17 protein-coding genes are annotated in these 15,482 nt (G+C 70.2%); 9 read left to right on the top strand and 8 right to left on the bottom strand.

Going from position 1 to position 15,482, the window contains the following annotated elements; genetic code table 11:
* Window positions 1-8 precede the first annotated feature (8 nt).
* Window positions 9-1,481 (bottom strand): MFS transporter, encoded by a 1,473-nt coding sequence (locus EJP67_RS13205; RefSeq protein WP_126022178.1) that lies wholly within the window; start codon window positions 1,479-1,481, stop codon window positions 9-11.
* A 203-nt stretch (window positions 1,482-1,684) separates the two neighbouring features.
* Here EJP67_RS13205 and EJP67_RS13210 point away from each other — a divergent pair, with 203 nt between their 5' ends.
* Entirely contained in the window at window positions 1,685-2,212 is a 528-nt protein-coding gene (locus EJP67_RS13210; protein WP_126022179.1) for a phosphatidylglycerophosphatase A family protein, read from the top strand.
* A gap of 37 nt (window positions 2,213-2,249) precedes the next feature.
* Window positions 2,250-2,762, top strand: coding sequence for a CinA family protein (locus tag EJP67_RS13215; RefSeq protein ID WP_126022180.1), 513 nt, complete (start codon window positions 2,250-2,252; stop codon window positions 2,760-2,762).
* A gap of 9 nt (window positions 2,763-2,771) precedes the next feature.
* On the opposite strand, the gene EJP67_RS13220 is transcribed toward EJP67_RS13215, so the two are convergent.
* On the bottom strand, window positions 2,772-3,956 hold the full coding sequence (locus tag EJP67_RS13220) for an Acg family FMN-binding oxidoreductase (RefSeq protein WP_165909628.1): 1,185 nt from the start codon (window positions 3,954-3,956) through the stop codon (window positions 2,772-2,774).
* A gap of 78 nt (window positions 3,957-4,034) precedes the next feature.
* Between EJP67_RS13220 and EJP67_RS13225 the strand changes: the two genes are divergently transcribed.
* Genes EJP67_RS13225 through EJP67_RS13235 form a run of 3 tightly spaced genes read left to right on the top strand, consistent with a single transcriptional unit; the run spans window position 4,035 to window position 5,784 of the window.
* Window positions 4,035-4,931: a LysR family transcriptional regulator gene (locus EJP67_RS13225; protein ID WP_126022182.1), complete on the top strand. Its 897-nt coding sequence runs from the start codon at window positions 4,035-4,037 to the stop codon at window positions 4,929-4,931.
* Between the two features lie 38 nt (window positions 4,932-4,969).
* Window positions 4,970-5,464 carry a nuclear transport factor 2 family protein gene (locus EJP67_RS13230; protein ID WP_126022183.1) on the top strand — a complete coding sequence of 165 codons (495 nt, stop codon included), beginning with the start codon at window positions 4,970-4,972 and terminating at the stop codon, window positions 5,462-5,464.
* Window positions 5,461-5,784, top strand: coding sequence for a GNAT family N-acetyltransferase (locus tag EJP67_RS13235; protein WP_126022184.1), 324 nt, complete (start codon window positions 5,461-5,463; stop codon window positions 5,782-5,784). The genes EJP67_RS13230 and EJP67_RS13235 overlap by 4 nt, the downstream gene beginning before the upstream one ends.
* Window positions 5,785-5,887: 103 nt before the next feature.
* On the opposite strand, the gene EJP67_RS13240 is transcribed toward EJP67_RS13235, so the two are convergent.
* On the bottom strand, window positions 5,888-7,072 hold the full coding sequence (locus tag EJP67_RS13240) for an MFS transporter (protein WP_126022536.1): 1,185 nt from the start codon (window positions 7,070-7,072) through the stop codon (window positions 5,888-5,890).
* A gap of 52 nt (window positions 7,073-7,124) precedes the next feature.
* Window positions 7,125-7,919 carry a UPF0149 family protein gene (locus EJP67_RS13245; protein WP_126022185.1) on the bottom strand — a complete coding sequence of 265 codons (795 nt, stop codon included), beginning with the start codon at window positions 7,917-7,919 and terminating at the stop codon, window positions 7,125-7,127.
* A 55-nt stretch (window positions 7,920-7,974) separates the two neighbouring features.
* Here EJP67_RS13245 and EJP67_RS13250 point away from each other — a divergent pair, with 55 nt between their 5' ends.
* Both EJP67_RS13250 and EJP67_RS13255 read left to right on the top strand, forming a co-directional pair.
* A complete protein-coding gene (locus EJP67_RS13250; RefSeq protein ID WP_126022186.1) occupies window positions 7,975-9,672 on the top strand; it encodes an FMN-binding glutamate synthase family protein in 1,698 nt (565 codons plus the stop codon).
* Window positions 9,669-10,589, top strand: a complete 921-nt coding sequence (locus EJP67_RS13255; RefSeq protein WP_126022187.1) for a BUD32 family EKC/KEOPS complex subunit — start codon at window positions 9,669-9,671, stop codon at window positions 10,587-10,589. The genes EJP67_RS13250 and EJP67_RS13255 overlap by 4 nt, the downstream gene beginning before the upstream one ends.
* Here the strand turns inward: EJP67_RS13255 and EJP67_RS13260 are convergent.
* The 3 genes from EJP67_RS13260 to EJP67_RS13270 form a co-directional block, all read right to left on the bottom strand.
* Window positions 10,586-10,834: a hypothetical protein gene (locus EJP67_RS13260; protein WP_240650643.1), complete on the bottom strand. Its 249-nt coding sequence runs from the start codon at window positions 10,832-10,834 to the stop codon at window positions 10,586-10,588. The genes EJP67_RS13255 and EJP67_RS13260 overlap by 4 nt on opposite strands.
* Window positions 10,835-10,845: 11 nt before the next feature.
* Window positions 10,846-11,109 carry a hypothetical protein gene (locus tag EJP67_RS13265; protein WP_126022189.1) on the bottom strand — a complete coding sequence of 88 codons (264 nt, stop codon included), beginning with the start codon at window positions 11,107-11,109 and terminating at the stop codon, window positions 10,846-10,848.
* A gap of 122 nt (window positions 11,110-11,231) precedes the next feature.
* Window positions 11,232-11,666, bottom strand: a complete 435-nt coding sequence (locus EJP67_RS13270; RefSeq protein ID WP_126022190.1) for a putative toxin-antitoxin system toxin component, PIN family — start codon at window positions 11,664-11,666, stop codon at window positions 11,232-11,234.
* A gap of 127 nt (window positions 11,667-11,793) precedes the next feature.
* Between EJP67_RS13270 and EJP67_RS13275 the strand changes: the two genes are divergently transcribed.
* Entirely contained in the window at window positions 11,794-12,276 is a 483-nt protein-coding gene (locus tag EJP67_RS13275) for a surface-adhesin E family protein (RefSeq protein WP_126022191.1), read from the top strand.
* Here the strand turns inward: EJP67_RS13275 and EJP67_RS13280 are convergent.
* Window positions 12,262-13,506, bottom strand: coding sequence for a THUMP domain-containing class I SAM-dependent RNA methyltransferase (locus EJP67_RS13280; protein ID WP_126022192.1), 1,245 nt, complete (start codon window positions 13,504-13,506; stop codon window positions 12,262-12,264). The genes EJP67_RS13275 and EJP67_RS13280 overlap by 15 nt on opposite strands.
* A gap of 91 nt (window positions 13,507-13,597) precedes the next feature.
* Here EJP67_RS13280 and EJP67_RS13285 point away from each other — a divergent pair, with 91 nt between their 5' ends.
* The gene (locus tag EJP67_RS13285) at window positions 13,598-15,406 is read left to right on the top strand and encodes an ATP-binding response regulator (RefSeq protein ID WP_126022193.1); all 1,809 of its coding nucleotides are present in this window, start codon (window positions 13,598-13,600) and stop codon (window positions 15,404-15,406) included.
* The last annotated feature ends 76 nt before the right edge of the window (window positions 15,407-15,482 follow it).

The following is a 15,482-nucleotide window of genomic DNA, read 5'->3' on the forward strand; positions in this document are numbered from 1 at the left end:
TACTGCTTTCACCAGCTGCGCCGCGCAACGACGCGGTACGCGAGCCATGCCGCGGCGGCCGGCGCGAACGCGAATCCCGCGAACAGCCACACGGCCGCCGATTTCGCCCCTTCAGCGCCGCCCGGCACGCTGAGCCCCGCCGCGTTCGCCACCAGCCCCGCCACCGCCGCGCCCACGGCCATGCCGTAGAGCTGCACGGTGGTGATCGAGGCCGAGGCCAGCCCCTGCTCGCCCTTAGGCGCCAGCGACATCACGCGCGTGATCAGGTGCGGCCAGCCGATGCCCACGCCGAGCCCCACGGCCGCCAGCGCGATGGCGATCAGCACGGTCTCGAATCCCGCGTCCATCTCACCCGGCGAAGGCAGCAGCCATGCGAGCGCCAGCAGCCCCAGCGTGCAGGCCACCGGTCCGGCGCGCAGCATGCGGTCGGCGCCCGCGCCGATGCGGCCCGAAGAAAGCAGCGAGCCCGCGCTCCAGCCGCCCGCCATCGCGGCCGTGAGATAGCCCGCCGCCAGCGGCGAGTGGCCGTGCAGCAACTGCAGGAAGTACGGCACGAAGATTTCGGTGGTGCTGCCGATCAGCAGCAGCGCCACGCTGGCGTAGATGGCGCCCAGCGGCGCGCTCACGGCGTAGGCGCCGTGCGGCAGCACGCGCACGGCGGCGCGGCTGTCGATGCGGGTGGCAGCGAAGCCGATGGCCAGCCCCGCCGCCACGCCGGCGGCCTGCCAGCGCAGGTCGGGCACGAGGCCGCTGGCCGCGATGGCGAGCACCGAGGCCGCGAGCAGGCCGATCTGCAATGCCGGCACGCGCGGCGGCGTGGCGGGCCGCTCGTGCCTCACGCCCATCGACGGCCGCAGCTGCACGAGCACCAGCAGCGCCTGCCCCGCCGCCACCGGCAGCAGGAACCAGAAGGCCCAGCGCCAATGCCCGGCCTGCGCGAAGAGCCCGCCCACGGCCGGCCCGCACAGCGTGGCCACACCCCACATGCCCGACACCAGCGCCACCGCGCGCGGCCACAGCCGCTGCTCGAACACCAGCTGGATCAGCCCGTAGCTCAGCGCCGCGAGCAGCCCGCCGCCCAGCCCCTGCACCGTGCGGCCGGCAAGCATCCACGGCATGGCCGGCGCGAGCGCGCAGCCGACCGAGCCGGCGCCGAACACCGCCAGTGCCGCCAGGCAGGCGCCGCGCGGGCCCAGCACCGCGAGCAACCGCACCGACAGCGTCGCCCCGAGGATCGAGCCGATCACGAAGAGCGTGGTGCTCCAGGCGTACCAGTCGAGCCCGCCGATCTCGCGCACCACCGAGGGCAGCACGGTGGTCACGATGTGGACGTTGACTGCATGCAGCGCGACACCGCCCGTGAGCGCCAGCGCGCGCCAGCCGTTGCGGCCGCTGAAGAGCTCGCTCCAGGCGGCGGTGGAGGACGGGGGATGCAGGGCGGCGGAAGAAGAGGAGGAAGAACGAGAAGACGCGGAAGACATGGCGCGGGCCGGAAGGCCAGAAGAAGCGGAACGAGCCCGGATACTAGGCGCCGCCAACGAATTAAACAAGCCATTGCTTTGATAAATAAAACATCACCGGACCGCCCCACCTCCGGATGCGCGACACTCCTTTCCCGATGCAAGCCGCTTCCCCCAATACTTCGTCCCCGTCTTCCTCCTCGTCCACCACGACTTCCGGCGCCATGCCCCGACCACCGATGCGCCGCGCCACGCTGCGCTTCCTGCTGTCCCACCCCGCGCACTTCATCGCGCTGGGCTTCGGTTCGGGCCTCTCGCGCCTGGCACCCGGCACGGTGGGCACGCTGTGGGCCTGGGTGGCGTTCTCGGTGATGCAGCTGTGGTTCACGACGGCCACCATCGGCTGGATCATCGCGGCCTCGCTGCCCATCGGCTGTTGGGCCTGCACCGTGACCGCGCGCGACATGAACGTGGCCGACCCCAGCCCCGTGGTGTGGGACGAGGTGATCGCCTTCTGGATCGTGCTGTGGCTGGTGACGCCCGCAGGCCTGCTCGCGCAGACCGTCGCCTTCCTGCTCTTCCGCTACTTCGATGCCGCCAAGCCCGGACCGGTGGCCTGGGCCGATGCGCTCTTCAAGCAGCGCGACGCCGTGCGTGTGAGCTGGTGGCGCGCGGGCTTCGGCATCATCCTGGACGACCTGGTGGCGGCCTTCTGCACGCTGCTGGTCATCGCGCTGTGGCGCGCGTGGTGAGCATCATCGATTCCTCTTCTTCCCTTTCTCCTCTCCCATGCAACTGAAGAAAGCCCTCGCGGACCACGACACGCCCGAACTGGTCGTGGTGCTGGCCGAGCTGCTGCAGAAAAAGGGCTGGATGCTGGCCACCGCCGAGAGCTGCACCGGCGGGCTGATCGGCGCGGCCTGCACCGACCTGGCGGGCTCGAGCGCGTGGTTCGAGCGCGGCTTCATCACCTATTCCAACGAGGCCAAGACCGAGCTGCTTGGCGTGGACGCCGGCGTGATCGCCGCGAACGGCGCGGTCAGCGAGCCGGTGGCGCGGGCCATGGCCACGGGCGCAATCGCGCATTCCCCGCCCTCGCGCGTGGCGCTGGCCGTAACCGGCGTGGCCGGCCCCACGGGCGGCACGCCCGACAAGCCGGTGGGCACGGTGTGGTTCGGCTGGTCGGTCGATGGCGCGGTGCGCACCGAGCGCCGCCGTTTCGATGGTGACCGGGCCACGGTGCGCGCGGCGACGGTGCACCACTCGCTGCAGACGCTGGTCGAGCTGCTGCTCGCGCGCTGAGCCTGGAATTCAGGCCGTCATGAAGTCGGCCAGCGGCCGGCGCGGCGCGGGCGGCACCGGCGCCATCGGATAGCCGAGGCGGCACATCATCTGCACCGTGGGGCTGCGCCTGTCGCGCGGCAGCGCGGTGCCCAGCAGCATGTCGTGCACGGCGGCGTGGTGCGGCGCCATTTCGGCGAATTCCTCCAGCGGCTGGCTCATCGGGTGCATGCCCAGGCCCAGGTCGGTGGCGCGCAGCTGCTGGCGCACGTAGGCGCGGCCTGCCGCGATCTGCTCGGTGCGGCTGTTGCCGCGCGTGCTGAGCCAGATGAAGCCCATCGCGGTGTTGGCCTGGTCCTCGAAGAGCTGCAGGGTCTGGCGGAACGACAGGCTCTGCTCGGAAGCCGGCGTGCGGCGGTCGAACTGGCCCAGCGCGACGGCGATGCGCAGTGCCGGGTCGTTCAGCGAGAAGCCGTCGCGGTGCGCGAGGATCTCCTGCGGGCCGACGCGCAGCAGCCGCAGGTTTTCCATCGCCGTGCCGGGCGTGGTGAGCTCCACCCGGGCGGCCTCGGCGCAGAGCTTGCGCAGCGGCAGCACCCGCGCCATGTCCACCGTTCCGGCCGAGCTCACCATGCCGCCCGTGGGCACCATCGAGGCCAGGCCCTGCAGGATGTCGGCCGACACCGGCCGCGTGAGATCGAAGCGCTGCTTGGGCGTGCGCCGCCGCAGCACCTGCGCGAAGAGCGGATCGGGCACGCCGCCGCCCGCCAACCGCAGCCGCGCCACCGGAATGTGCGGCCAGCGCAGTGGCTCGCCGCTCAGCTCGCCCTGCGGCCACAGCTGCACGCTGGCCTGCAGGCCGTGCTGGGCGAGCGCCATCACCAGCAGCTCGATGAAGGCGCCATGGCCGATGAGCACCTGGCGGCCGAAAGGGTCGGTCTCGGGCTGCACACGCTCCCGGTCGCAATACACCACGATGGCGTCGGGCTCGCGCAGGTCGACCAGCCAGGGCTGGCGGTTGTAGGCGGTGGGGGCGGTGACGGCGTAGGCGACCGCGCGCTTGCGCAGGTCGGGCTCGTCGCCGGGGCCGTTCCATATCTCCAGCGCGGCGGCCGGCACTTCCGAGTTCAGCCACCAGGTCGCCAGCGCGGCCGCACCCGCCGCCACGACAACGCCGCCTCCCAGCAGCCGGACAAAGTTTCTACGCTCATCCATTGCGCGGATTATCGAAAGCGGGCCACCGGTTAACAATGGCTTAAGCTTCCATAACTGCTATGCAGAACTGAATACCCGATGAGAGCGGACAACGACCTGGGCTTCGACTGGCGGCTGGTGCGCGCATTCCTGGCCGCGCTCGACCACGGCAGCCTGCTGAAGGCCGCGCGCGCGACGGGTACCAGCCAGCCGACGCTGGGGCGCCATATCGCGGAACTGGAGTCGCAGCTGGGCGTGATGCTGTTCGAGCGCACCGGCCGCGGCCTGCAGCCGACAGCCATGGCCGAGCGACTGGCGGACTCGGCCCGCGCCATGGAAAGCGGCGCGCAGGCGCTATCGCGCAGCGTGTCGGGCGCCAGCGCGCAGACGGCGGGCTCGGTGCGCATCTCGGCCAGCCAGGCCACCGCGCGCCAGATGCTGCCGAGCCTGCTGGTGCGCATGCGCCAGGAGCTGCCCGAGATCCAGGTCGACCTGGTGTCGACCAGCGAAAACAGCAACCTGCTGCAGCGCGAGGCCGACATCGCCATCCGCATGTCGCAGCCCACGACGGCCACGCTGGTGGCGCGCCGCATCGGCAGCTTCGCGCTGGGCGCCTTCGCCCATTCCGACTACCTGCGCCGCCGGGGCACGCCACGGCAGACCTCCGACCTGTACCGGCACGACGTGCTGGGCTACGACAGCATCGACACCATCATCCGGATGTCGGCCCAGCTGGGCACGCCGCTGCAGCGCGAGCATTTCTGCTTCCGCACCGACGACATGGGCGCCTACTGGGAGGCGCTGCGCCAGGGCATGGGCATCGGCTTCGTCAGCGAATCTCTGGCACGCACCGACAGCGCCGTGGTGCGGGTGCTGCCGCAGCTGAAGATCAGGTCGCTGCCGGTGTGGCTGGCGGTGCACCGCGAGATCCGCACCGACCGCCGCATCCGCGCCGTCTATGATTTCCTGGCGCGCAACATCCCCGCGTCCATCTAGACGCCGCGCCTAGCCCACAACCAACGCCAAGAGGCCTCATGACCGCAGCCACCAATGCCCAGACCATCGAGCGCTTCTACAGCGCCTTCGCCAAGCTGGACGCCCCCGCCATGGAAGCCTGCTACGCACCCGATGCGGTGTTCGACGACGAGGCTTTTTCGCTGCGCGGGCGCCGCGAGGTGGGCGGCATGTGGCGCATGCTGGCCGGCGGCACCAGGGCCAAGGGCGCCGACGTGTGGAAGCTGACCTGGCGCGACGTGAAGGCCGACGACAGCACCGGGAGCGCCCACTGGGACGCGCACTACCGCTTCACCGCCACCGGCCGCATCGTGGACAACAGCATCGACGCGCGCTTCACCTTCACGCCCGACGGGCTGATCGCCACGCACCGCGACAGCTTCCCCTTCTGGACCTGGTCGCGCCAGGCGCTCGGCACGCCGGGCCTGCTGCTCGGCTGGTCGCCCATGCTGCGCAAGAAGGTGCGCGCCACCGCCGCAGCCAACCTCGCAACCTTTCTCGCACGACAGCCATGAGCAACACCAACGACACCGCCCTCGCCTTCTCCAACAACGAAGCCCAGCACCGCTACGAGGCCACGCTCGACGGCAAGCTGGCCGGCTACGCCGAATACAACCTGCTGACCGACGCGATCATGTTCACCCACACCGAAGTGCTGCCCGAGTTCGAGGGCAAGGGCGTGGGCTCGGGCATCGCGAAGCACGTGCTCGGAGAGGCGCGCGCCAAGGGGCTGCATGTGATTCCGGTGTGCCAGTTCATCGCGGGCTACATCCGCAAGCACCGCGACTATGTCGACCTGGTGCGCCCCGACATCCAGCGCGCTTTCAAGATTTGAACAGGGCTCGCCCCCAGGCTGCGCGCACTTCGTGTCGCTACGCCAACCCCTACCGGGGGCAACACCTGCGGCCCGGCAGAGCCGGTTCCGCGGTGTTCCCTGATCAGGCCGAAGAATTCTTCGGCGCGGGCAACCACGCGAAGGCCGCGATGCCCGCGACCAGCAGCGCGGCGATGGTCGCCAGCACGGCCGTGAGCGGATCGGCGCCATGCGCCGCCGCAATCGATGCGGCCACTCCGGTGCCCCACTGCATGAGCGCCACGCCGAGGAACATCGCCATGGTGAACACGGCCATCGCGCGGCCGGTGAGCGTGGCGGGATAGGCGCCGCGCACGTCGGCGTACTGCCAGACGATGAAGCCCGAGAGCACGCCGATCAGCACCATGCCGGCGATGTCGAGCCAGGCCGAGTGCAGCACCGCGATGAGCGAGAAGAGGCCCGCGTAGCCCAGGCCGCAGACCAGGATCCAGCGGCGGCGCGAGACGGCGTCGCTGCGGTCGAGCCGGCCGAACAGCGGCGCGCCGACGAGCGAGATCACCGACACCGCCAGCGCCACGTTGCCGCTCTGCACCAGCGAGTAGCCGTGGCGCTCCATCATCAGCGGGCCCAGCCAGAGGCCGCGCAGCGAGATGAAGGCGGCGTAGGTGACGGCGCCCAGCACCATGATGCCCAGCGTGTGCGGCATGGCGAAGAGCGCGCCGAACTGGCGGATGGCCTCGGGGACCGACTCGCGCTTGCCCGCCAAGGCCGTGGCGGGCTCGTGCACCCAGAACCAGATTGCGAGCCATGCCAGCGCCGCCGCCACGGCCAGCACCAGGAAGCCCGCGCGCCATGAATACGCCTGCACCAGCCAAGCCAGAGGCGTGCCGGTGACCAGCATGCCCACGCCGCCGATGGCCAGCACCATGCCCGACACGGTCGCGAAGCGCGCCGGCGGAAAGTGCCGCGCGATGAAAACCGTGCACACCAGGAAAGCCGGCGCGCAGCCCACGCCGATCAGCGCCTGCCCCGCCACCAGCACCAGGTAGCTGGACGACACCGCCGACAGCAGCGCCCCCGCGATCGCGACAGGAAAGGCAACCAGCACCGTGCGTCGCACGCCGTGCAGGTCGATGCCGATGCCCATGAAGAGCTGCATCGCGCCGAACGCAAAATGAAAAGCCCCCGAGAAGATCCCGAGGGCCTGTGCGGAAAGATGGAAATCGGCCTGCAGCGGACTCGCCATGATGGCGCCCACCGTGCGGAAGGCCTGGCTCAGCGCGACCCCGGCGCACAGCGCCAGGACCATCGCCCAGGCCGCGCGCGGCGTCAGGGGCGCAGCATCGCCGGCGGTGCCGCTGTCAGGTGGCACCGTGGCACTTCTTGTATTTCTTGCCGCTGCCGCACGGGCAAGGGTCGTTGCGGCCGGGAGTCGCTTCCTTGCGGATCGTTTCGGCCTTCGGTCCGAGGCTCTTCCAGAGCTGGCGCAGGTCGTACACCGCCCAGATGGCGGCGCCGAAGTCGTCGAGCCGCTGCTGGCTCACGCTGGGCGGGGCCTCGTCGCTGTACATCGACAGCGTGGGCTTGCCGGTGTCGTCCTCTGTGAGGGCGACGATATTGTCCAGCGCGTCGTTCAGCATGCGCGCGGCGTCCTTGTCGCGCGGCTCGGCCCAGTCCTCGGGCCAGTTCTCCACGGCGTACATGAAGCCCAGCGCCCAGACCTGGGCGAAGGAGGGAATGGCCTCGCCGGCCACTTCGGCGCGCTCTTCCTCGGGCAGGGAGGCGATGGCGCCGCGGGTGTCGAGCACCTCGGGCTGCCAGCTGCGTTCGTCGTCGAGGGTTTCGACGGGGGCGTCGAGGCCCTCCTCGATCTCGATCCAGCGGCGCTTCCAGTTCCAGACGAACTCCATGTGCTGGGCGGACGAGAAGCTGTCGCCCAGCAAAACGGGCCAGTATTCGGACGGCATGATGGGCCGGCGGGTGCAGATCAGGGCGGCCATGAAGCCCTCGCAGAACTCCCACTGGGGGATTTCCTCGTCGTGCTCGCGCATGGCGTCGAGGGCCTGGTCGAGGGCGTCGAAATCGTCGGGACCGAGGGGAATGCGGGCTGCGGGGGTGCTGTCGGGAGGCGAAATGGGGTCGGGAATGGTCGTCATGGCAAGTTCGAGGCAGCCCTCTATGATGCAGCAGGCCACGGTCGAGACTATTTCTATGCCCACGATTATTCCGTTTCCGACGCGCTACAGCGCCTTCGCCCTGTGCGTGGTCGGTCTGGTGGCCTGCCTGGCCTTCGTGCTGGTTTCGCCGCACCTGTGGCTGGCCTGGATCGGGGTGGCGGTTTTCGCGGTACTCACAGGTACCGGCGTACACGACCTTCGGCAGGCCCGGCACGCCATCCTGCGCAACTACCCGGTGATCGGCCATCTGCGCTTCCTGCTGGAGTTCATCCGCCCCGAGATGCGGCAGTACTTCATCGAGAGCGACTCCGAGGCCGCGCCCTTCTCGCGCGCCCAGCGCTCGCTGGTGTACCAGCGCGCCAAGGGCGAACCCGACAACCGCCCCTTCGGCACGCAGATGAACGTGACCATCGCGGGCTACGAGTGGATCAACCACTCGATGCGGCCGACCAGGCTGGCCGGCCACGATTTCCGCATCGTGATCGGCGGCACGCCGCAGCCGGCCGGCGCGAACCCGGCGCAGGTCTGCACGCAGCCGTACAGCGCCAGCGTGTTCAACATCTCTGCGATGAGCTTCGGGGCCCTGTCGGCCAACGCCATCCTCGCGCTCAACAAGGGCGCGAAGATGGGTGGCTTCGCGCACGACACCGGGGAAGGCTCGATTTCGCAGCACCACCGCGTGCACGGCGGCGACCTGATCTGGGAGATCGGCTCGGGCTACTTCGGCTGCCGCAACGACGACGGCAGCTTCAGCGAGGAACGCTTCACCGCCAACGCGCGCGACCCGCAGGTGAAGATGATCGAGATCAAGCTGAGCCAGGGCGCCAAGCCCGGCCACGGCGGCGTACTGCCGGCCCCCAAGGTCACGCCCGAGATCGCGGCAGCGCGCGGCGTGCCGGTGGGCGTGGACTGCATCTCGCCCGCCTCGCACAGCGCCTTTTCCACGCCTACGGAAATGATGCATTTCGTTGCCCGGCTGCGCGAACTCTCGGGCGGCAAGCCCACCGGCTTCAAGTTCTGCCTGGGCCATCCGTGGGAATGGTTCGGCATCGTCAAGGCGATGCAGGCCACCGGCATCACGCCCGACTTCATCGTGGTCGACGGCGCCGAGGGCGGCACCGGCGCGGCGCCGGTCGAGTTCAGCGACCACGTGGGCGCGCCGCTGCAGGAAGGGCTGCTGCTGGTGCACAACACGCTGGTGGGCGTGAACCTGCGCCACCGCATCAAGATCGGCTGCGCCGCCAAGGTGATCACCGCCTTCGACGTGGCGCGCATGATGGCGCTGGGCGCCGACTGGTGCAACGCGGCGCGCGGCTTCATGATGGCCCTGGGCTGCATCCAGGCGCAGAGCTGCCACACCGGCCACTGCCCCACGGGCGTGACCACCCAGGACCCGCTGCGCCAGAAGGCGCTGGTGGTGCCGACCAAGGCCGAGCGGGTGCAGAACTTCCACCGCAGCACGCTGCACGCGCTGCAGGAGCTGGTGCAGGCCGCGGGCCTGGACCATCCGCAGCAGATCACCGCACACCACATCGTGCGCCGCATTTCCGATACCGAAGTGCGCCTTCTGAGCAACCTGGTGATGCAGGTGCAGCCGGGCGCCCTGCTCGGCCCGCTCGACGAGCAGCACAATGTCTTCCGTACCTACTGGCCGCTGGCCAGTGCAGAGAGTTTCCAGCCCGTCACGCAGGGCCCGCAGGGGCTGGTGGCGGGCTTCGCAATGGCCGCATGAACCCACTGAGTAGAGGCGCCAGCCGGCGCCCGCAAACGCGCAAGGGCGCAGCTTCGGCGCCCGCGCCCCTTGACGCGATTTCTCCCCGACCGCCCGCGCCCGGCGACTACGCCGAGTTCCTGCGCGCGACCCTGCCGCAGCAGCAGAAGAACGTGGCCAGCCACCGCTTCGGCAGCGAGCGCGTGTGGCTCAAGAAGGCCGGCCCGCGCCACGGCAAGTGGGGCTACCGCGTGATGGCGGCAGTCGCGCGCATGGCGCGGCTGGACATCATCAAGCCCGTGCCCAACCCCGGCGGCGAGGCCGCCATCGCCACCGAGGCGCGCCGGCTCAAGCAGCTCGCCGCCGCCGGCCTGCGCGTGCCGGTGGTACTGGCGCAGCAGCCCGACGGCCTGCTGATTTCCGACCTCGGCGAAAGCGGCCGCGCGACCGTCGTGCTGCAGGAGCGGCTCGACCAGGCTGCCGCCGCCGGCCCCGCCGCGCTGCTGTCGGTATGGCGCGAGGGCCTCGCCGCCATCGCCGCCGTGCACGTATGCGGCCAGCACCTGAGCCAGGCCTTCGACCGCAACCTCGTGCAGTGCCCCGACGGCGTGATCGGCTACATCGACTTCGAGGACGACCCCGCCGAGGTCATGACCCTGGCCGAATGCCAGGCCCGCGACTGGCTGAGCTACCTGCATTCGACCGCGATGATGCTCGAAGCCGCCGCGCCCCAGGCCGCGGGACAGCACTGGCACGCCGCGCTGGCTGATGTGAACGAAGAAGTGCGCGAGCGCATCGCGAATGCCGCGCGCCGCATGAAGTGGGCGCAGAAGCTGCCGGCAAGCCGGCGCTGGGGGCGCGATACGCAGCGCGTGCGGGCAGTGGCGCGGCTGTTGGGGCGGTGGCATCTGACGCCTGCCAGCGGGGTGCAGCACTAGCGGCGGTCGAGGCGCTTCTGCCGCCAGATGCAGAACAGCCGGTTGCCGAGCCAGCCGCCGATGACGGCGCAAAGAGCCTGCGCCGCAAGAGCGACGATGAAGGCCTGCGATAGATCGCTCTCGTTGCGGGCTCTGTTCATCTCGTACCACTGCCCGATGGGGACGAGCACGCCTTTGGTCACGAAGAAGCTGAGCGCCAGCGCCCCGGCCAGAATGCAGAGCAGCCGAACGAGCAGCTGCGTCAAGCCAGGCAGACTCATGCTCCGTCCCTCTTCCTGCGCCATCTGCGGAACACGAGGTCGCCCAACCAGCCTCCAGCAAATAGTGAAGCAAGCTGAACGGCGAGCGCGACCATGTACGCGCGGCTCAGGTCGTCGTCGTTCTCCGCAAAGTTGAGCTCATACCAGTGGCCCACGGGCCCGATGAGCTTGTAGAACACAAGGCCGGGCACGACTGCACCGATGGCGATGGAGAGTGCGCGGACGACGGGAAGAAGAATGGCTGGGAGGTTTCCGCTCATCACAGGATTGGGACATGGCTTGGCCAAGCCGGAAATCTAGTGCCGCGTCAAAACCTCTCGATGAAGGAAAAGTTGTCAATTGCTTCCTGACGCTGGGCACCCGCACCCGTCGCCAGCCACCGCTAAGCCCCGAACGCCGCCTGCACCACCACCCCGCGCAGCGCCAGCCGCTTCTTCATCGACAGCACCGCCCGGTCCTTGCTCAGCAGCAGCGCCTTGTGCGCCACGGCCAGGTCGATGAAGACCTGGTCGTCGGGGTCGCTGCAGACGCAGGGGGCGCGCGGCGGCGTGCCTTCGAGCATGCGCACGCGCGCGTCGAAGTCGGCGAGCACCGCGGGCAGCTGCAGTTCACGCTGGGCCATGCGCCTGGCGATCAGCGGATAACCCAACACCCGCTGCAGCTCGGTGCGCATGGCGGCGGTGGCCAGCCAGCTCAGTTCGCCGGCGGCGAGCCGCTCGGTCAGCGGGCCCCACGCGGGGTCTTCGAAGACCAGCAGGTCGAGCGCGATGTTGGTGTCAATGACGACAAGGCCGATGGTGGGATCTGTCAATGTCATGGAATGTGCGGGAAAACAGCGCCGATGTTGCACCATGCGATGCTGCGGTCAGTCCGCCGTTAGCACGCCGCCAGCCCGGCAGACGACAATCGGGGCTTCCGCCATCCTTCTCGCCCATCCCTCCTTCATGAAACGCCTCCCGCTGCTGTGCCTTGCCCTGCTCGCATCCGTGGGCGTGCGGGCCGAGTGGCTGACGCTGGCGGGCACGCCCGGCGACGACAGCGGCAGCTACGTTCAGGTCGATCCGACCAGCGTGGAGGCCGACGGCTCGAAGCGCGCGGTGAGCCTTCGCATGAGCCTGCCGCAGGACCACACGGGCCGCGAGGGCATCAAATACCGCTCTTTCCAGGCCCAGGCCAAGGTGGACTGCGAGACCCGCAGCGCGCGCTATGTGAGCGCCACCTACTACGGGCATCCGAACTTCGTCGGCGAACCGATCGCGGTGCGGCATTTCGAGGACGGCGACGTGCGGCCCGTGACGCTGGCCGGCGCGCTGGACCTCGTCACGCGCACCATCAACGCGGCCTGCGCCGTGCGGCCAAAGGAGTCCAAGGAACCGCCGCAGCAGCAGCCCAGGCCCGAGGGCGAGCCCGCGCTACCTGCGCGCTGAACCCGCGACCATGTCGAAGCGGAACAGCCTGCATTCGATCGGGCCGTTCCACATCGGCACGCGGCGCGATTCCTTCAGGCGCATCTGCCTGGGCAGCTTCAGGTCGGGCGTGAGCACCCAGGCGGTCCAGCCGGCGTAGTTCTTCTTCCAGTGGGCGGCGAGCTGGGGGAAGAAATCGCTGCCATCCCCTTCGGAAGACTGCGCCGTCTCGCGCGCGCCGGGACGGCCCGCGCCTGCCACGCCGCCCACGGCGATGCGCTCGCCGTACGGCGGGTTGAGCATGATCACACCGCCGCCCTCGACAGGAGGCATGCGCTGCAACGCGTCGCCGCCGCGGAACTCGACGGCCCGCGCCACGCCGGCGCGCTCGGCATTGCGCTGGGCGAAATCGACCATGCGGTGCGACACGTCGGAGCCGAAAACCGCCGGGGCGCCGTCACCGGCCACGGCCGCCTCGGCGTCCTTGGCCTCCTGCCTGATCGCCGACCACACGTGCGCCTGGAACGGCAGCAGCTTCTCGAAGCCGAAGCGCCGCAGCGATCCGGCGGCGATGCCGCTCGCGATCTGCGCCGCCTCGATGGCGATGGTGCCGCTGCCGCAGCAGGGGTCGTACAGCGGCTGGCCCGACACCTCGCCGGTTTCGGGGTTCCACCAGCCGCTGGCAGCCAGCATGGCGGCGGCCAGGGTTTCCTTCAGCGGGGCGTCGCCCTTGTCCTGGCGCCAGCCGCGCTTGAAAAGCGGCTCGCCGCTGGTGTCGATGTAGAGCGTGCAGGTGTCTGTGGTCAGGTGGGCGAACACGCGGCAGTCGGGCCACTGGGTCTCGATGCTCGGGCGCACGCCGTTGGCCTTGGCGCGGAAGCGGTCGGCAATGGCGTCCTTGATGCGCAGGGTGGCGAAGTTCAGGCTCTGCAGCGGGCTGTGCTGGGCGGTGGTCTCGATCTTGAAGGTCTGCTTCGGGGTGAACCAGATCTCCCAGGCCACGCCGCTGGCGATGGCGTAGAGGTCGTTCTCGTTGCGGTAGGGGGCGTGGGCCAGCTCGACCAGCACGCGCTGTGCCAAGCGGCTGTGCAGGTTGAGCTTCAGGCCGTCGCGCCAGCCGGCGCGCACGCGCACGCCACCGCGCAGGGAGAGCAGGTCTTGCCCGGCGCGGCCGGTCAGGGCGTGCACCTCCTGGGCCAGGAATTCCTCGACGCCGGCGGCGCAAGGCAGGAAAAAGGAGAGATCGTTCACGGAAAACTGGCTACCGGTAAGCCCGAAGCCCGACTAGGGGACTCCATTGTCGCCGCGACGCGAACCTTCCTCTATATAGTCAATTTTGCCGATGACCCCCACCCCCGCATCCACGCCAGCACCGGCGGCCGCCGGCAACGGCGACCGCTTCGCGATCCAGTGCGAGGTGCTGCGGCTTTCGATCCGCCCCATCGGGCCGGTGCTGCTGGCCCAGTACCTGCTGAACTGCGGCGTGGCGGCGCTCTTCGCCTGGCAGGTGTCGCTGGCGCGAGCGCTGGTGTGGATCGCGCTCATCACCGGGGTGACGGTGATGCGCGGCTTCTTCCCGCAGCGCCTGCCCGAGCCCTTCACGCCCGCCAGCCTGCGCGAGGCCCAGCGCACGCACACGCTGCGCACCGCCGTCTGGGAGCTGGCGCACGGCCTGGCCGGCGTGCTGCTGTTCGACCCGGCCAGGGCCGACCTGCAGCTGCTGCTGGGCCTGATCGTCATGGGCATGACGCTGTCGTCGGCCTTCTCGGTGTCGTTCTACACGCCGGCCACGCAGCTGGCGATCACGCTGCTGCTGGCGCCGATCATCGTCACCGGCCTCTGGCTGGGCGCGCCGGTGATGGCGGCAGTGGCGGTCATCGGCATCGGCCTGACCGCGATGATGTGGAAGCTGGTGGCCGAGCGGTCGCGCCAGCTCGAGGAGAACATCGGCCTGCGCCTGAACGAACACCGCCTGCGCGAACAGGCCCTGGTCGGCCTTCGCGCCTCCGAGCAGGCGCAGGCAGAGCGGCTGCGCTTCTTCTCGGCCGCCAACCACGACCTGCGCCAGCCGGTGATGGCCATCGGCCTGCAGGCCGAGGTGCTGCGCCAGCAACTGAACGACGGCGCGAGCATGGAGGCGGTGCAGCACACGGTGGGCTCGCTGGCCCGCGCCCAGCAGGCGCTGGAGGGGCTGACCAACCAGCTGCTGGAAATCGGCCGCATCGAGGCAGCCGTCGATCCGCTGCGCCCCACCAGCGTGGCGCTGGCGCCCCTGCTGCACGAACTGGCGCGGCAGGCGGGCCACGGCCGCGTGCTGGTGCGCTGCCCGCCGGATGCCATTGCCTGGAGCGATACGGTCTCGCTGCGCCGCGTGCTCGCCAACCTGGTCGACAACGCGGTCAAGTTCACGCCGCGCGGGCGCGTGCTGCTGGCGGTGCGGGCCCGCCGGCGCGGCACCGGACAGGCCTGGCGGGTGGAAGTGCGCGACAGCGGCATCGGCATCGCGCCCGAAGCGCAGCAGCGCGTGTTCGACGACTTCGAGCAGATCGGCAACGTGGAGCGCAACCTGCAGCGCGGCCACGGGCTGGGCCTGGCGATCGTGCGGCGGCTGGCGGCGCAGCTGGGCATCGAGGTGACGCTGCGCTCGGCGCCGGGGCGGGGCTCCGTGTTCGCCTTCGAGCTGCCTGCCGCGCCCGAGGGAGCGACGGTGTCTCCGCCGCCCGCCACGCCGGCCGCAGGGCAGGACGACGGCACCGACGCTGCGCGCACGCTGCGCCCCGGCCTCGCGGTGCTGGTGGTGGAAGACAACGCGGTGGTGGCCGACAGCCTCACGGCCCTGCTGCGGCAATGGGAGGTGGAACCGCGCGTCTACGGCAGCGCGGCCGAGGCGCTGGCGCTGGCCGACCTGCATGCGCTCGACGCGGCGCTGTGCGACATCCGCCTGCCGGGCGCGCTCGACGGCATCGCGCTGGCCGAGCGGCTGCAGCGGCAGAAGCCTTCGCTGGCGATCGCGCTGATCTCGGCCGACATCAACGAGGCCACGCAGCGGCTGGCCGCCGAGCGCGGCTGGCATGCGCTGCGCAAGCCGGTGCAGCCGGAGGAGCTGCGCCGGCTGCTGCTGGGCGCGCAGCAGCAACAGGCGCGCGGCTGACACAGGCACCGGGGATCGACCTGGCACGGCCCGTGCTGACATCGCTTCCGGGATATGCTCCGCGCACAGGCCGCCG

It is taken from the genome of Variovorax guangxiensis, assembly GCF_003952165.1.
GTDB lineage: Bacteria > Pseudomonadota > Gammaproteobacteria > Burkholderiales > Burkholderiaceae_C > Variovorax > Variovorax guangxiensis.

Excerpts from the sequence above, each read along its gene's own strand:
- EJP67_RS13285 (WP_126022193.1), top strand. The coding sequence starts at position 13,598 with ATGACCCCCACCCCCGCATCCACGCCAGCACCGGCGGCCGCCGGCAAC.
- EJP67_RS13215 (WP_126022180.1), top strand. The coding sequence starts at position 2,250 with ATGCAACTGAAGAAAGCCCTCGCGGACCACGACACGCCCGAACTGGTC.
- EJP67_RS13230 (WP_126022183.1), top strand. The coding sequence starts at position 4,970 with ATGACCGCAGCCACCAATGCCCAGACCATCGAGCGCTTCTACAGCGCC.
- EJP67_RS13205 (WP_126022178.1), bottom strand. The coding sequence starts at position 1,481 with ATGTCTTCCGCGTCTTCTCGTTCTTCCTCCTCTTCTTCCGCCGCCCTG.
- EJP67_RS13210 (WP_126022179.1), top strand. The coding sequence starts at position 1,685 with ATGCCCCGACCACCGATGCGCCGCGCCACGCTGCGCTTCCTGCTGTCC.
- EJP67_RS13275 (WP_126022191.1), top strand. The coding sequence starts at position 11,794 with ATGAAACGCCTCCCGCTGCTGTGCCTTGCCCTGCTCGCATCCGTGGGC.
- EJP67_RS13240 (WP_126022536.1), bottom strand. The coding sequence starts at position 7,072 with ATGGTCCTGGCGCTGTGCGCCGGGGTCGCGCTGAGCCAGGCCTTCCGC.
- EJP67_RS13265 (WP_126022189.1), bottom strand. The coding sequence starts at position 11,109 with ATGAGCGGAAACCTCCCAGCCATTCTTCTTCCCGTCGTCCGCGCACTC.
- EJP67_RS13270 (WP_126022190.1), bottom strand. The coding sequence starts at position 11,666 with ATGACATTGACAGATCCCACCATCGGCCTTGTCGTCATTGACACCAAC.
- EJP67_RS13245 (WP_126022185.1), bottom strand. The coding sequence starts at position 7,919 with ATGACGACCATTCCCGACCCCATTTCGCCTCCCGACAGCACCCCCGCA.
- EJP67_RS13220 (WP_165909628.1), bottom strand. The coding sequence starts at position 3,956 with ATGGATGAGCGTAGAAACTTTGTCCGGCTGCTGGGAGGCGGCGTTGTC.
- EJP67_RS13250 (WP_126022186.1), top strand. The coding sequence starts at position 7,975 with ATGCCCACGATTATTCCGTTTCCGACGCGCTACAGCGCCTTCGCCCTG.
- EJP67_RS13235 (WP_126022184.1), top strand. The coding sequence starts at position 5,461 with ATGAGCAACACCAACGACACCGCCCTCGCCTTCTCCAACAACGAAGCC.
- EJP67_RS13255 (WP_126022187.1), top strand. The coding sequence starts at position 9,669 with ATGAACCCACTGAGTAGAGGCGCCAGCCGGCGCCCGCAAACGCGCAAG.
- EJP67_RS13225 (WP_126022182.1), top strand. The coding sequence starts at position 4,035 with ATGAGAGCGGACAACGACCTGGGCTTCGACTGGCGGCTGGTGCGCGCA.